Raw genomic sequence first — 14,265 nt, 5'->3', positions numbered from 1 at the left:
TGCCCTCACCTGGCATCACTCAGGCGCCGTCGCGCGCCGACAGGAAGCGCTGAACCGAGACTCGGCTCCAAGGCGCGAGCCGCGCGACTGCGGCCTGATAGCTTTCAAGGATCTTCGCCGACAGCGGATCCTTGTCGGCAAAGCCGGCAAGCACCGCTTCGCTTTCCTTGCGCAGGCCAGCCAGCACGTCATCGGGATAGAAACGCACCTCAACGCCATCCTTCTGCTGCAGGGTGGCGAGTGAGCCGGCGTTCATCCACTCGCTTTCGGTCAGAGCCAACGCGTTTTCCGCGCGGCAGGCCTCAAGCACGATCGCGCGAAGATCTTCCGGCAGACCGTCAAGCGCCACCTTGTTGAACAGGGCCTCGCCGGTTCCGTTCGGCTCGTGGAACCCAGGGGCGTAGTAGTATTTCGCCACCTTCTGGAAGCCCATGGCCTGGTCACTCCATGGCCCCAGAAACTCGGTCGCATCAATCACGCCGGACTGGAGTGCCTGGAAAATCTCGCCAGGCGGCAGCGCCACCGGAGTTGCGCCAAGCCGCCGCAGCACTTCACCGCCCAGTCCCGGCATGCGGATCTTGAGGCCAGCCAGATCATTCAGCGACGTGATCTCACGCTTGAACCAGCCGCCCATCTGCACGCCGGTGTTGCCGGCCATTACCGGTTTGATGCCGAAGGGAGCATAAAGCTCATCCCACAGCGCCTGACCGCCCCCCTGTTCGATCCACGTCATGTGTTCGAGCGGTGTCAGGCCAAAGGGGATGGCGGTGAAGAACACGGCGGCCGGCATCTTGCCCTGCCAGAAGAACGATGCGGTGTGCCCCATCTGTGCCGTGCCGGAGGAGACAGCATCAAGCACGCCGAGCGCTGGCACCAGCTCGCCGGCAGCGGCCAGTTGCACCCGCATGCGGCCACCCGACAGCCTGCCGATCTGGTCGCAAATGCGCTGTGCTGTCACGCCCGGACCTGGCAGGTTCTTCTGCCAGGATGTCACCATCTTCCATTCGATGGTAGCAAGCCCCTGGGCGAGTGCGGGCGCCGCAAGCGTGCCGGAAAGCGTGCCTGCAGCGCCAGCCAGACCAAGGCCAAGCGCCTTGCGGCGGGACAGTGTCAGATCACGAGTCATTCAGCAGTCTCCCAGACGGCGTGGAAATGGTGCACCGGTCCATGTCCGGTGCCGATTGCAAGATGATCGGCGGCACGAATGGCCGCGGTCACATAGGCCTTGGCTGCGGCAACGGCATCCGGCAGCGCGAGCCCGCGGGCCAGTCCTGCCGTGATGGCCGACGACAGGGTGCAGCCCGTGCCGTGGGTGTTGCGTGTGGTGTGACGCGGCGCCGAAAACCAGTTCTCGCTGCCCTCAGCGGTCAGCAGCAGATCCTCGCTCTCCGGACCTTCGCCATGACCGCCCTTGAGCAGAACTGCGCGGGCGCCAAGGCCGAGCAGTGCTCCAGCCTGGATCCGCATGTCATCGCGGCTGATGGCTGCGGGAGCGCCGAGCATGCGCGCGGCCTCGGGAAGATTGGGCGTGATGAGCGACGCCCGTGGCAGCAGCTCCGCGATGATCACCTGCACCGCCTCAGGCACCAGCAGCGGATCACCGGACGCCGCCACCATCACGGGGTCGAGAACCACCGGACGCGGCTTGTAGGCATCAAGCCCGGCCGCAACGGCGAGGATGACGTCCGGACGGGACAGCATGCCGATCTTGATCGCATCGACCGACAGATCCTCCAGCACCGCATCCATCTGCGCCCGAACGAACTGCGGCGGCACATCATGAATCGCGGTGACGCCGTGGGTGTTCTGCGCCGTCAAAGCGGTCAGAACACTGGCGCCGTAGACGCCGAGCGCCGAAAAGGTCTTGAGATCGGCCTGAATGCCGGCACCGCCGCCGGAATCCGAGCCCGCAATGGTCAAGGCAATTGCTGTCATCGGGATGCCCCAGGTTTGAGGAGACAGGAAAAGTCAGTCAGGCGAGACGCAGCTGCGCCGCGAGGGTTCTGGCGTCGAGGCCGTAGAGCGCATCGAGGAACGCGGGCACGAAGCTGCCCGGTCCCCTCGCCTCACGCGCAGCCAGCTCCCCTGCAATCGCCACAAAGCTGAGACCGCTCGCGGCTGCCAGCAGCGGATCAGGCTCCACCGCCAGGCAGGCCCCCAGCACGGCACCAGCTGCACAGCCCGTGGCCGTCACGCGGCCCATCATCGGATCGCCATTGGCAAGACGGAGCTGGCGGCCGCCGCAGGACACGACGTCGACGGCCCCTGTCACGGCATAGGAACTGGCACCCAGCCGATCCGCCCCGCCCATCGCCGCAAGTTCGCCGGCGTTGACCTTGAGCAGGGTTGGGCTCCGCAAAAGCAGGTCCCCGGCCAGTGCCAGACGGGGCGGCGAGCGGTCAACGAAGACTGGATCGAGCACCCACGGTTTGCCGTCCCGTTCGGCGACCTCCAGCCCGAGGGCAAAGGCGGTGCGGCGTGTGTCATCCAGCGTGCCCAGATTGAGCAGCAAGGCATCGGCACTTGCCGCAAAGGCCGGGACTTCCTCGGCTGCCAGCGTCATCGAAGGGATGGCCCCGAGTGCCAGAAGCACGTTGGCGGTGAAGGCCTGGGCAACGGCGTTGGTCAGGCAATGGACGCGCGGAGCCCGCTGGCGCAAACGCTCCAGGACGCCGGCCATGGCGTCCGAAAGCGCCTCACGTGAGTGATCGATCGCAGCGTTCATGCCGCCTCTCCAAATAGATGAAAGGCGCGCGGATGCTCAGCGAAGGGCAGCAGCAATGTCGAGGAATTCATCTGGCAGCGCATCGAAGGCGCGGCCGAATACGTCTGGCCTGTCATCCCAAATCCCTCCGCCGGCACGACCCGGATCAGGTTCAAGGAGTTGGCACGATGCCTCTCAGCCCGGATATCGGGCACCCCCATGAGACGGGAAGACAGCTAACAAGAGCGGCGGCGCAATGCAAGAGGCGATGGCATGTGTTGACGCGGCCGCGCCGATCGGCCATTCCACCTGTCACAGGGCAGCATCCGGAAGCTGCCCCGCGAGGAGCCGCCATGAAGCCGTTTTTCATCATGATCAAGTGCAACCTGGGCGACACCTACAAGGTGGCCAACGCGATTGCCGATGCCGAGATTGCCTCGGAAATCTACTCGACCAGCGGCGACTATGACCTCCTGGTGAAGGTCTACATCGAAGACGGCGAGGACATCGGCCACTTCGTGAACCAGAAGCTGCACTGCCTCGATGGCATTCGCGACACGCGCACCATCATCACCTTCAAGGCCTTCTGAGCGCAGGCCCGACCTTTACGGAACAACCGCGCAAGAACGCCGCCGGAGGACGCCATCACGGCCGCATTGGCCCTCCGGCCTTGCGCGCCCGTGTGTCGTCGCGGCCAAGCTGCCGTTCGCGGAACATCACGAAAAGACCTGCGGCCGTCACGATGAGCGAGCCGACGATGACCTGCCAGACCGGAACCTCGGCAAAGAACATCCAGCCCAGCAGCACTGCCCAGATCATGTTGGTGTAATCGAACGGGGCAATCGTCGAGGCGTCGGCATAGCGGTAGGACTCGGTCATGATGATCTGCCCAACCCCGCCGGCGAGCCCGACGAAGATCAGGAGCCCTGCGGTCTCCCAGTCCGGCAGCACCCAGGCATAGGCAGGATCAAACCAGCCAGCCGGGATCGTCAGCAATGCCATCAGCGATGCGCTGGCCGAGAACCAGAGAACAATCGTGGATGTCCGCTCGGTCTCGCACAGCTTGCGCACGAAAATCATCGCCATGCCGGAGAACAGCGCCCCGACGGCAGCCGCAAGGGCGCCAAACCAGGTCGCTTCCGTGATCTGCAATCCGCCCATGTGCGGCGACAGGATGATCATGATCCCGGCGAATCCGACAGCCACCGCACTCCAGCGGTAGACGCGGACCGTTTCACCCAGGAACAGGAAAGCCAGAACGACGGTAAACAGCGGCGAGGCAAAACCGATCGCCGTGGCATCGGGCAGAGGCAAGTATCTCAGCGCGGTGAAGGAACAGGCCATGGCCAGCATGCCCACGGTCGCGCGCCCGATATGCCCGAGCGGCTGGCGGGTGTGCATTGCCGAAACCAGTTCACGTCGCCAGAGCAGGATGACCAGAACCGGAACAATGCCGAAGAAGTTGCGAGCGAACACAACCTGTCCGATCGGCACCCGCTCGGCTGCGATCTTGAGCGCGACCACCATGATCGAAAAAACAAGCGTGGACGCAACCTTCAGGCCGATGCCGAGGAGAGGCTTGTGCTCCGTCCGGTCGATAACCGAAGCTAAAGCGGCCACCTGGTTGCCGTGGTCAGGCTCTCCCTGCGGGGCCGGCGGCTCTCCAGCGTCTCTCAACGCCATCGTATACGTCCTTCCTGTCCGGTGAATGATGGGCTGTCCGGAGAAAGCTGGCGCAGAACGGCGCCCAGTCAGCGCCGCGATTCCCCGCGTTGGCCCGACTGGTCATACCAGCATTCCCCGGTTTGAACCGCAAAAAGTGGCAATGGAAAGGCCAAGGCGGAGGCAACGACGGCTTTCGCACGCGGTGCGGGTCCAGCAGCGGAAGCACGTCGGCAACACATGCCGGTCCTGCAGGTCGGTCAGAGTAAATCCGCTGCAATTTTACGGGATAACTCGCCCCGATCACAGAAAGTCATGATGAACATGACGCGATTCTCCCCCTACCCTTTTGCAACGTCAGGAGGGTTTCGTCATGTTCAGATCCTTTTTCATGAGCAGGCAGTGGTTTTTCTGGGCCTGGCTGGGGTCAGCGCTGATCCTGTCGGTGACCTGGTACAAGGTCCAGCTCGATGTCCAGATCAACGAATGGTTCGGCAGCTTCTTCGACATGGTCCAGAAGGCGCTTGGCACGCCCGGAGCCGTGACCCTCGAAAGCTATCTGGGCGAGATGTCGACCTTCCTGCGGATCGCGGGCCTCTACATCGTCATCGCCGTGGTGCTGGAATTCTTCGTCCGCCATTTCATCTTCCGCTGGCGTCATGCGATGAACGATTTCTACATGGCCAACTGGCACCTCGTGCGTGATGTCGAGGGCGCGGCTCAGCGCGTGCAGGAGGACACGATGCGGTTCGCGCGCATCATGGAGGGCCTCGGCGTCCTGTTCATGCGCTCGCTGATGACTCTCGCTGCCTTCATACCGCTGCTGTGGGGCCTGTCCGAAAAGGTGACCGAGCTGCCCTGGATCGGGCCGGTGCCCCATTCGATGGTCTTCGTCGCGCTGCTGTCGGCCGCCTTCGGCACGGTGCTTCTGGCCGTTGTCGGCGTCAAACTGCCGGGGCTGGAATTCCAGAACCAGAAGGTAGAGGCGGCCTACCGCAAGGAACTGGTCTATGGCGAGGACAATGCAGACCGCGCGTCGCCGCAGACGGTGGTCGAACTGTTCGCGCAGGTCCGGAAAAATTACTTCCGGCTGTTCTTCCACTACCTCTACTTCGATGTCGCCAAGTGGAGCTATCTGCAGGCCACCGTGCTGGTGCCCTACATCGCGCTCGGGCCGACGGTTGTCAGCGGCACGATCACGCTGGGCGTGATGCAGCAGATCACCCGGGCCTTCGACCGGGTCGAGAGCTCGTTCCAGTTCCTGGTCAACTCGTGGTCGACCATCATCGAGCTGATCTCGATCTACAAGCGCCTCGCCGCCTTCGAGGAACGTATCCGGCTGGCCAAGGCCGCAGCCCCCGTCGCCGCGGCATGACACGCAAGACGGGCCCCTGAGCACAAGGGAGCTGCGACGGGCTCTGCCCGTCTCAGCTCCCGCGCCTGTGCGTGCTGCCCGTCAGCCCCGCGCCGCCTGGATCGCCTGCCACACCTTCTGCGGCGTGGCTGGCATGTCGATGTGCTGCACGCCCGCGCCCTCGCGCAGCGCCATCTGCAGCGCATTCATCACGGAGGCGCAGCCGCCGATGGTGCCCGCCTCCCCGGCGCCCTTGATGCCCAGCGCATTGGTGGTGGAGGGGATGTTGTTGGTCTCGAAATGGATGTCCGGCAGGTCGGCAGCGCGGATCAGCCGGTAGTCGAGCAGCGAGGCCGTCAGCAGCTGGCCGTCGGCATCGTAGACGGTCTCTTCGCACAGCGCCTGGCTGATAGCTTGGGCCGTGCCGCCGATTACCTGGCCGGCGAGCAGGATCGGGTTCACCGTGACGCCGAAATCGTCAACGATGGTGTAGTTGGTGATGGTGATGTCGCCCGTCTCCGGGTCCACCTCCAGCTCGCAGACATGCGTCCCGTTCGGATAGGTCGCCTCGACCTGCTTGACTTCCTCCTGACCGGCAAGCGGCTCGGGCGCACCGGCGGCGATCTCGGCCAGCGTCACCATCCTGTCCGTGCCGACGACCCGCACGGTGCCATCGACCAGCTCCAGATCCTCCGGCCCGGCCTCCAGCTTCTCGGCCGCCTGGTCCTTGATCTTCTGCACGAGGCTCTTCGACGCCTTCAGCACGGACGGCAGCCCCAGCGGAATGGAGCGCGAGCCGCCTGTGCCCCCGCCCTTGCGCACCCGGTCAGTGTCGCCCTGGATGACCTCGATCCGGTCCATGTCGAGACCGAGTTCCTCGGCGATGACCTGGGCATAGGAGGTGGCATGGCCCTGGCCGTTGGTCTGCGTGCCGATCAAAAGCGTCACCGTGCCGTTGCCATTCAGCTCGACGGTCGCTTCCTCCCCGCCCGGGAAGGCGCAAGCCTCGATGTAGCAGCACATGCCGATGCCGCGGAACTTGCCACGGGCGGCGCTGTCGGCCTTGCGCGCGGCAAAGCCGGCCCAGTCGGCCACCTGCAACGCCTTGTCCATGTGGGCGGTGAAGTCACCCGTGTCGTAGAGGCGTCCCGTCGGCGTGCGATAGGGCAGCGCCTCCTTCGGGATGAAGTTGCGGCGGCGGATCTCGTCGCAGGCAAGGCCCAGATCCAGGGCAGCCTGCTCGATGAGCCGCTCGATCAGATAGGCCGCCTCCGGTCGTCCGGCGCCGCGATAGGCATCGGTCGGCACCGTATGCGCATAAACGCCCGTCGCCGTCACATGCAGCGCGGGGATGTCGTAGAGCCCGGTCGACATGGACGTGCCGACAAGGGGAATGAACGGCCCGAACTGGTGCAGATACGCCCCCATCGCCGCCAGCACATGAATGCGCAGGCCGAGGATCTTGCCGTTTGCGTCGAGTGCCAGCTCCGCCGTCGTCACGTTGTCGCGGCCATGGGCATCGGTGACGAAGTGGTCCATGCGCTCCCCGGTCCACTTCACCGGCCGGCGCAGTTTCTCGGCCGCAAACAGGCAGAGCGGATACTCGCGGTAGACGAACATCTTGGTGCCGAAGCCGCCGCCGACCTCGGGCGTGACAATGCGCAGCTGCGAAGGTTCGATGCCGAGGATGTCGCGGGCGATGATGTCGCGCATGCCGTGGCCGCCCTGGGTGCCGGCGGTCAGCGTGTAGCGTCCGCTCGCCGGATCAAATTCGGCAACGCAGGCGCGCGGCTCCATGTAGTTGGCCACAAGCCGGTTGTTGTGCAGCTTGATCTGCGACACATGTGCGGCCGAGGCAAAGGCCGTTCCCGTCTTTGCGGCATCACCATGGCCGAGCGTGAAGGCGCGGTTGGTGCCGAACTCGGGCCAGACGAGCGGTGCGTCATCCTGCAGTGCCGCCTCGATGTCCACCACCACATCCAGCGGCGTGTAGTCCACCTCGATCAGCTCCGCAGCGGATTTCGCGGCATTGACGCTGTCGGCGACGATGAAGGCGATGGCGTCGCCCACATGGCGGACGGTGTCTGAGCACAGGACAGGCCGCTCAGGCACCTTGTGCGTGGTGCCATCGACCTGCCGCATCACGGCTTTGGTCGGCATCGGCTTCATCGTACCGAGATCGGCGGCGGTCAGCACCAGATGGATGCCGGGCGCGGCCCGGGCGGCGTCGAGCCCGTCCAGCTTGATCGTGGCATGGGCCATGGCCGAGCGCAGCACGAAGGCCTGCAGCACGCCCTCGGGCGCGAAATCGTCGGTGTAGCGGCCGCGCCCGGTGATCAGGGTCGCGTCTTCCTTGCGCCGGATCGGTGCCCCGATTCCGAACTTCTTCGGCGTCATGTCGTTCATCTGGAGGCGGCCTCAAGCTTTGGGGGAAGCCGGCGACGGGGGAAGAAGCCGCAGGCTTGTCTTGCATTGCGGAAAGAATAGCGCGCGGATGCCGCCCCGACCACCCCTGCCAGGCATCACCTGTCTCACGCGCTTTCGTTCAGCTTCAGTCCGTTCAGCACCAGATCGACATGGGCCGCCTTGAACGCGTCCAGATCAATGGGTTGGTGCCGCGCAAAGGTCAGCTGCCAGATCGCCGCCATCAGTCCCGGGGCAAAGAGAACCATCGGCAGGCGGGCCAACGGCCCATCGCGAAACTCGCCGCGCTCCACGCCCAGACGGACCACAGCACCGATCAGCGCCGTACCCTTGCTGATGACCTCGCGGTGATAGAATTCGGTGATGCCGGGAAACCGTGGTCCCTCGGCAATCAGGATGCGCATCAGCACATGTGCCTCCGACTTCAGAACCAGCTCATAAAGCTGCCCGATCATGTGCTCCAGCAAGGCCGTAGCACTGCCCGGGTAGCTTGAAATCGCCATGCCGATCGCGTCGAGATTGCTTGTCAGGCGGGAGCGGACGACGGCCTCGAACAGCGCCTCCTTGCTGTCGAAGTAGCGATAGATCGTTCCCTTGACGACCCCGGCCCGCGCCGCAACGTCCTCCAGCCGCGTGCCTTCAAAGCCATTCGCCGCAAACTCCGCAAAACCTGCGGCGATGATTTCGCCCGGCCGCTGTTCCCTGCGGCGTTGTCTCGGCTTCGGTGGTGCGGTTCCCGCCGCTGCGTCGTCGATCATGCCAGTTGCCTCGTCGCGGTTATAACGATATTAATGACTCATGGGTCATTAAAAAGATCTCCCTCAAGATGTCCCGAACCGACAGGGAACACAATGGACAGCCAGCCTCATGTCGCGAGCACGCAGCCTGCGCCCGTGCATCCCGCCCAGCCCTCGCGCCGACGCGGACTTTGGGGCCGTCTGGTGGTTGGCGTTGCGCTGATCGGGCTGGTGGCGGCTGGCGGCTATGTGGCTCGGCAGCGGCTGCTGAGTGCTCCGATTGCGGCCAGCCCCATAGTGGTGCGGCCGGCGCCACGGGATGCCGCCATTGGTCTTGCCACACTATTGCCCGCAAGCGAGATCCGCACCCTCGCCCTGCCCTCCGGCTCGACAGACGCGCGAATTGCCGTTCTGGACGTGGAGCTTGGGGATCAGGTCAAGGCCGGCGACGTTCTCGCCCGGCTCGACAATGAGGGACGGCTGCAGCACGCCGTCCGGCTGGCAGAAGCAACCGTCAATGTGCGCAAGGCCGAGCTGGATCTGGCGCGCGACCGCAATCAGGCGAGCATCGGCGAGGCCCGCGCTGCACTCGCCCGCGAGGAAGCGGCAGCGCTGGTCGCAGACCAGGAACTGGAGCGCACCCGCAGTCTCTTCAATCGCAACTTCGTTGCCAAGGCCGCATTGGACCAGGCCGAGGCAACGGCCAGCCAGGCCCGCCAGCGCGTGGAAGCGGCCAGTGCCACTCTGTCACGCTATGTCACTGGCGAAGGCCTCCCCGCCTCGGTGCTGGAACAGGGCGACATCCGGCTTGCGCTCAGCAACCTCGACCAGGCCGAACGCCAGCTCGATGCGAGCCGGCAGGATCTGGAGCAGGCCTACATTCGCGCCCCGATCAACGGCACGATCATCGCCATCCATGCCCGTGCGGGCGAAAAGCCATCCGGCAGCGGCATTCTGGAGCTGGCCGATACGTCCCACATGATTGGCCGCGCGGAGATCTATGAAACCAGCATTGCGTCAGTGGTCCTGGGTGCGAAAGCGACGCTTCAGTCCTCCGCCCTCTCGCACGAGCTGCAAGGCACGGTGTCACGCATCGGACTGCAGGTGCAGCGCCAGAGCATCATCGACAAGAACCCCGCCGCCAACACCGACGCCCGGGTGATTGAAGTCGACATCACGCTGGACGGCCCGTCCACAGTCCTTGCCGGCCGCCTGATCGGACTGCAGGCGCTGGCGCGGATCGCCTCCGGGCACGCGTCCGGAAACCAGACCACGCAAGGTGGCCAATGATGACGGCGACGCGCAAGCCGATCATTGCGCGCGTCCTGACGCTTCTGCTGGGACGGCTGCCGATCGGCTGGCTGCAGCTGACGCACAACAGGACGCGCCTGATCGCCGCAGTTGGCGGCGTGGCCTTCGCCAACATTCTGGTCTTTATGCAGCTCGGCTTTTTCGGGGCCTTGCTGGAGACAATCCGGATGCCCTACCGCCTGCTGGACGCCGACATCTTCCTGACGGCCGCAGACGCCAACACCCTGACAGACGGCAGCTATCTTCCCCGCCAGCGGCTGTACGAGGCTCTGGCACGGCCCGACATAGAGGGCGGACACGCCTGGTATGTAGGCAAGCTGGACTGGGATCTGGCTCCGGGGCAGTCGATTTCCTTGCAGGTGTTTGGCTTTGACCCGGCAACGCGGCCATTCCGGTCACAGGAGCTGAATGCCCAGCTGACGGCGTTGTCCGTCCCCGATACCGCCCTGCTCGACATGGCAGCGCGCACGCTGGACAGCTCCCGTTTCGCCGGTGCCTCGCTCACCAGCCCCGTGTCACTGGAGCTTGACCGGCCGGCAACTGGATCTGATCGGCGGTTTCCGGATCGGTGGCGGTTTCGAAGCAGATGGCTATCTGATCGTCTCGGACCAGACCTTCATGCGGCTGTTTCCCGCCAGAAGCCCCGGCGCACCGAACCACATCCTGCTGCGCAAGACGGACGGGACGCTGGCAAACCCTGTCGCCGCAGACCTGCGCCAGGTGCTGCCAGCGGAAGACACCCGCGTCGAGACGCTCGCGAGCGCCATAGCCAAGGACCAAAGCTACCAGACGACAAAGCGTCCGGTCGGCGTCGTCTTCGGCTTTGGCGTCATCATCGGCATGCTGGTCGGGATCATCATCGTCTATCAGGTGTTGTCGACCGACGTCGCCGATCACCTGAAGGAATATGCGACTTTCAAGGCGATGGGCTATCCGCGCCGGTTCTTCCTTGGCATCGTCTTTGAAGAAGCCGTGCTGCTGGCCCTGCTCGGCTTCGTGCCGGGCCTCCTCATCGCCACCGGGTTTTACGCCGTGGTCTCGAAGGCAACCGGATTGCCGCTCGAGATGAACATGATGCGGGCCAGCGCGGTGCTGATCGGCACAATTGCCGCCTGTGCACTTTCCGGCGCGCTTGCCACCCGGCGCCTCAATGCTGCCGACCCGGCTGACCTGTTCTGATGCGAGGATCCAACGCATGAACGCGCATTCCAGCTCCGATGTCCTCACCGTCATGGGACTCAATCACTGGTTCGGCGAGGGCGAGGCACAGAAGCAGGTGCTGCATGACATCAACCTGACGCTGAAGCCGGGTGAACTCGTCATTCTCATGGGCGCGTCCGGTTCCGGCAAGACAACCCTGCTGACCTTGGCCGGCTGCCTGCGCTCGGTGCAGTCCGGCAGCATTCGTCTGCTGGGACGGGAACTGTCCGGAGCGAGCGAGGCAACACTGATCACCAGCCGGCGCCAGCTCGGCTTCATCTTCCAGGCGCACAATCTGCACGAAAGCCTGACCGCGCTGGAAAACGTGCGCATGGGACTTGAGGTGCATGGCCGGGCAGCGATGAGAGACTGGGAGAGCAAAGCCCGCGCCATGCTGGGCGAGCTCGGGCTCGGCGAGCGCCTCAACTATCTCCCCTCCCGCCTGTCCGGCGGACAGAAACAGCGTGTGGCCATCGCCCGCGCGCTGGTGGCGAACCCGCCCTTGATCTTTGCCGACGAGCCGACGGCGGCGCTCGACAAGGACAGCGGCCTTGCAGTGGTGCAGTTGTTCCTGCAACGCGCCCGCAGCACGGGCACCACCATCCTGATGGTGACCCATGACAACCGGATCCTCGACCTTGCCGACCGGATCATCGTCATGGAAGACGGACGCCTCAAGTCCGACACCACCCGGCACGCAGCATGACAAAGCCCCCGCCCGGACGACCGGACGAGGGCTTTCTGCAGGTTCAGTCGAGCAAAATGAGAAGGTTCAGGCCGCTGGTGCCTTCGCCCGCTTGGCGGCTTCCTCCTCGACCAGTTCCTTCTTGGACAGTTTGCCGACCATGGTCTTCGGAAGCGCTTCGCGGAACTCGATCTCGCGCGGCAGTTCGATGGCAGACAGATGTCCCTTCAGGAAGGTCTTGATGTCATCGGCCGAGACGGAATGCCCACCGCGAACCTTGATGAAGGCCTTTGGCGCCTGTCCGCGATACTCGTCAGGAACAGCGATCACGATCGTCTCCTCGACCGCCGGGTGCTGATACAGCGCTTCCTCGATCACACGAGGGTACACGTTGTAGCCGGAACACAGGATCAGGTCCTTGATGCGATCAACCAGGTAGATGAAGCCATCCGGATCGCGGTAGCCAACGTCGCCGGTGTGCAGGAAACCGTCCTCGATGCTCTGCCCGGTTTCGTCCGGCCGCTTCCAGTAGCCCTTCATCACCTGCGGACCCTTGATGCAGAGCTCGCCCTTTTCGCCTTCCGCAACCGCCACCGAGCGATTATCAAGGGCACGGAACTCGATGGTGGTCCAGCTCACGGCCCGGCCGATCGAACCGGCACGACGCGTGTCATCAAGCGGATTCACGGCGGCAACCGGCGAGGACTCCGTGAGGCCATAGCCTTCGACCAGAACGCAATGGGTCAGCTTCTCGAATTTTTCCTTCACCTCAACCGGCAGCGGCGCACCGCCCGACAGGCAGAGCTTGATGCAGGTGAGGTCGTAATTGGCCGTCATCGGCGAGTTGTTGATCGCGGTGTAGATCGTCGGCACGCCCGGGAACAGGGTGGGCCGGGTGCGCTTGATCGTGTCGAGCAGCATCTTCAGCTCGAACCGCGGCATCAGCACCATTTCCGCCCCAAGCACCACGGCAAGGTTCTGCGCCACCGTCATGGCAAAGACGTGGAAGAACGGCAGCACGCTGAGCATCTTTTCCTTGCCCATCTCGGCGGCATGGAAAACCAGCTTCATCTGCTCGATATTGGCCGAAAGGTTCGCATGCGTCAGCATCGCCCCCTTCGGCACACCGGTGGTGCCGCCGGTGTACTGCAGGACGGCCACGTCCTCCTCCGGATTGATGGCAACAGGCGTGACCTTGCCGCCCCGGGTCAGGAGCGAGGCAAAAGGAATATGCGCGGCATCGTCCGGAACCTTTGCCCGTTCCTTGCCCTTGAACAGCGAGAACAGGAATTTCTTCGGCTGCGGCAGGATATCTGTGAAGGGGCAGACGATGATCTTCTCGAGCATGCCGTCGCGGCGGACGGCCTCGACCTTGTCGTAGATCACCTTGAGATCCAGCGTCACCATGATGCGCGCATCGGCATCACGGGTCTGGAAGGCGATCTCGCGCTCGACATAGAGCGGATTGAAGTTGACCACCGTGGCGCCGATCTTGAGCAGCGCGAAATAGAAGATCGTGTAGTAGGGCGTGTTGGGCAGGCAGAGCCCGACCTTGGTGCCCTTGGTCACGCCCATGGCCTGCAGACCGGCCGCCGTGCGGTTCGTCAGTGCGCCGATCTCGGCATAGGTCCAGGTCTTGCCCAGGAAGTCGACAGCCCGGCTTTTGCCATAGCTGCGAACAGTCTCCTCCAGATACTCATGCACCGCACGCGCCCGGAATACCGGGCCAAATTCCTCCGCAGTCGTCATGGCGGTCTCCACCGTGGTTATTCCGCCTGCCTCGTCCAGTCCGCCGACGTCAGCGGGCTCCTCAACCCGCCGATCCGGTCACCCGGATGTCCTTCCCCGTCGTACAGTCCGCAGGCAGGAGGGTGTTCCCTTCTGTCCAGAACAGTCAGCGTCAGCTTTGATCAGGCCTTCCGTTTGCGTCAACCCGCAACGTAACGGCACCTGGCCAAAAAATCATGCTCTGCGCACAGGCTGATGCCAGTCAGCATGTACTGTCAACAAAACACCTTGCAGCTAAATAAATTTGCGTCAGGATGTGGCCAAGCGCAACCTCGGGGAGAACGGCACCGTGACCGCACCCGGCGGCACGATAGGGGCGCAAACCGATGTTTCTTACGTGCATGCCGCAGGGCTTTCCTGATCTTTCTCGCATCGCACCGTCGAAATGCGGCACTGCAAA

12 protein-coding genes and 1 riboswitch are annotated in these 14,265 nt (G+C 64.1%); of the genes, 5 read left to right on the top strand and 7 right to left on the bottom strand.

Translation table 11 applies throughout. The features are described 5' to 3' along the window. Positions 1–19: 19 nt before the first annotated feature. The 3 genes from OVA12_RS06505 to OVA12_RS06495 are packed head-to-tail and all read right to left on the bottom strand — an operon-like array spanning position 20 to position 2,725. Positions 20–1,126 (bottom strand): TRAP transporter substrate-binding protein, encoded by a 1,107-nt coding sequence (locus OVA12_RS06505; protein WP_268135568.1) that lies wholly within the window; start codon positions 1,124–1,126, stop codon positions 20–22. After that, positions 1,123–1,935, bottom strand: coding sequence for a bifunctional hydroxymethylpyrimidine kinase/phosphomethylpyrimidine kinase (thiD, locus tag OVA12_RS06500; RefSeq protein ID WP_268135566.1), 813 nt, complete (start codon positions 1,933–1,935; stop codon positions 1,123–1,125). Before thiD ends, OVA12_RS06505 begins: the two co-directional genes overlap by 4 nt. Positions 1,936–1,972: 37 nt before the next feature. After that, a complete protein-coding gene (locus OVA12_RS06495; RefSeq protein WP_268135563.1) occupies positions 1,973–2,725 on the bottom strand; it encodes a hydroxyethylthiazole kinase in 753 nt (250 codons plus the stop codon). A gap of 104 nt (positions 2,726–2,829) precedes the next feature. Next, a riboswitch (TPP riboswitch) is annotated at positions 2,830–2,933 on the bottom strand. 124 nt (positions 2,934–3,057) lie between these two features. On the opposite strand from OVA12_RS06495, the gene OVA12_RS06490 reads away from it, so the two are divergent. Continuing rightward, positions 3,058–3,294 (top strand): Lrp/AsnC ligand binding domain-containing protein, encoded by a 237-nt coding sequence (locus OVA12_RS06490; protein WP_106752999.1) that lies wholly within the window; start codon positions 3,058–3,060, stop codon positions 3,292–3,294. Positions 3,295–3,349: 55 nt separating this feature from the next. On the opposite strand, the gene OVA12_RS06485 is transcribed toward OVA12_RS06490, so the two are convergent. Then, the gene (locus OVA12_RS06485) at positions 3,350–4,387 is read right to left on the bottom strand and encodes a DMT family transporter (RefSeq protein ID WP_268135559.1); all 1,038 of its coding nucleotides are present in this window, start codon (positions 4,385–4,387) and stop codon (positions 3,350–3,352) included. A 352-nt stretch (positions 4,388–4,739) separates the two neighbouring features. Between OVA12_RS06485 and OVA12_RS06480 the strand changes: the two genes are divergently transcribed. Next, a complete protein-coding gene (locus OVA12_RS06480; RefSeq protein WP_268135557.1) occupies positions 4,740–5,741 on the top strand; it encodes a putative transporter in 1,002 nt (333 codons plus the stop codon). An 81-nt stretch (positions 5,742–5,822) separates the two neighbouring features. Here the strand turns inward: OVA12_RS06480 and OVA12_RS06475 are convergent, their stop codons facing one another. Then, a complete protein-coding gene (locus OVA12_RS06475) occupies positions 5,823–8,126 on the bottom strand; it encodes a xanthine dehydrogenase family protein molybdopterin-binding subunit (RefSeq protein ID WP_268135555.1) in 2,304 nt (767 codons plus the stop codon). 125 nt (positions 8,127–8,251) lie between these two features. Beyond that, positions 8,252–8,902, bottom strand: a complete 651-nt coding sequence (locus tag OVA12_RS06470; RefSeq protein ID WP_268135553.1) for a TetR/AcrR family transcriptional regulator — start codon at positions 8,900–8,902, stop codon at positions 8,252–8,254. A 93-nt stretch (positions 8,903–8,995) separates the two neighbouring features. Here OVA12_RS06470 and OVA12_RS06465 point away from each other — a divergent pair, with 93 nt between their 5' ends. The 3 genes from OVA12_RS06465 (at position 8,996) to OVA12_RS06455 (ending at position 12,098) form a co-directional block, all read left to right on the top strand. Then, entirely contained in the window at positions 8,996–10,171 is a 1,176-nt protein-coding gene (locus OVA12_RS06465) for an HlyD family efflux transporter periplasmic adaptor subunit (RefSeq protein WP_268135551.1), read from the top strand. A gap of 546 nt (positions 10,172–10,717) precedes the next feature. Beyond that, positions 10,718–11,371 (top strand): FtsX-like permease family protein, encoded by a 654-nt coding sequence (locus OVA12_RS06460; RefSeq protein WP_268135549.1) that lies wholly within the window; start codon positions 10,718–10,720, stop codon positions 11,369–11,371. 16 nt (positions 11,372–11,387) lie between these two features. Continuing rightward, positions 11,388–12,098 (top strand): ATP-binding cassette domain-containing protein, encoded by a 711-nt coding sequence (locus tag OVA12_RS06455; RefSeq protein WP_268135547.1) that lies wholly within the window; start codon positions 11,388–11,390, stop codon positions 12,096–12,098. Positions 12,099–12,164: 66 nt separating this feature from the next. Here OVA12_RS06455 and OVA12_RS06450 read toward each other — a convergent pair whose 3' ends face one another. Further along, entirely contained in the window at positions 12,165–13,826 is a 1,662-nt protein-coding gene (locus OVA12_RS06450; RefSeq protein ID WP_268135545.1) for a long-chain-fatty-acid--CoA ligase, read from the bottom strand. Positions 13,827–14,265 lie beyond the last annotated feature (439 nt).

The sequence above is a fragment of the Pannonibacter sp. SL95 genome (genome assembly GCF_026672425.1).
Classification (GTDB): Bacteria; Pseudomonadota; Alphaproteobacteria; order Rhizobiales; family Stappiaceae; genus Pannonibacter.
Note: the sequence above shows the minus strand (reverse complement) of the source record. Positions and strands in the feature narration are given on the sequence as shown.

Coding starts and splice junctions, on each gene's coding strand:
- OVA12_RS06465 (WP_268135551.1), top strand. CDS start 8,996: ATGGACAGCCAGCCTCATGTCGCGAGCACGCAGCCTGCGCCCGTGCAT.
- OVA12_RS06470 (WP_268135553.1), bottom strand. CDS start 8,902: ATGATCGACGACGCAGCGGCGGGAACCGCACCACCGAAGCCGAGACAA.
- thiD (WP_268135566.1), bottom strand. CDS start 1,935: ATGACAGCAATTGCCTTGACCATTGCGGGCTCGGATTCCGGCGGCGGT.
- OVA12_RS06475 (WP_268135555.1), bottom strand. CDS start 8,126: ATGAACGACATGACGCCGAAGAAGTTCGGAATCGGGGCACCGATCCGG.
- OVA12_RS06450 (WP_268135545.1), bottom strand. CDS start 13,826: ATGACGACTGCGGAGGAATTTGGCCCGGTATTCCGGGCGCGTGCGGTG.
- OVA12_RS06490 (WP_106752999.1), top strand. CDS start 3,058: ATGAAGCCGTTTTTCATCATGATCAAGTGCAACCTGGGCGACACCTAC.
- OVA12_RS06505 (WP_268135568.1), bottom strand. CDS start 1,126: ATGACTCGTGATCTGACACTGTCCCGCCGCAAGGCGCTTGGCCTTGGT.
- OVA12_RS06455 (WP_268135547.1), top strand. CDS start 11,388: ATGAACGCGCATTCCAGCTCCGATGTCCTCACCGTCATGGGACTCAAT.
- OVA12_RS06480 (WP_268135557.1), top strand. CDS start 4,740: ATGTTCAGATCCTTTTTCATGAGCAGGCAGTGGTTTTTCTGGGCCTGG.
- OVA12_RS06485 (WP_268135559.1), bottom strand. CDS start 4,387: ATGGCGTTGAGAGACGCTGGAGAGCCGCCGGCCCCGCAGGGAGAGCCT.
- OVA12_RS06495 (WP_268135563.1), bottom strand. CDS start 2,725: ATGAACGCTGCGATCGATCACTCACGTGAGGCGCTTTCGGACGCCATG.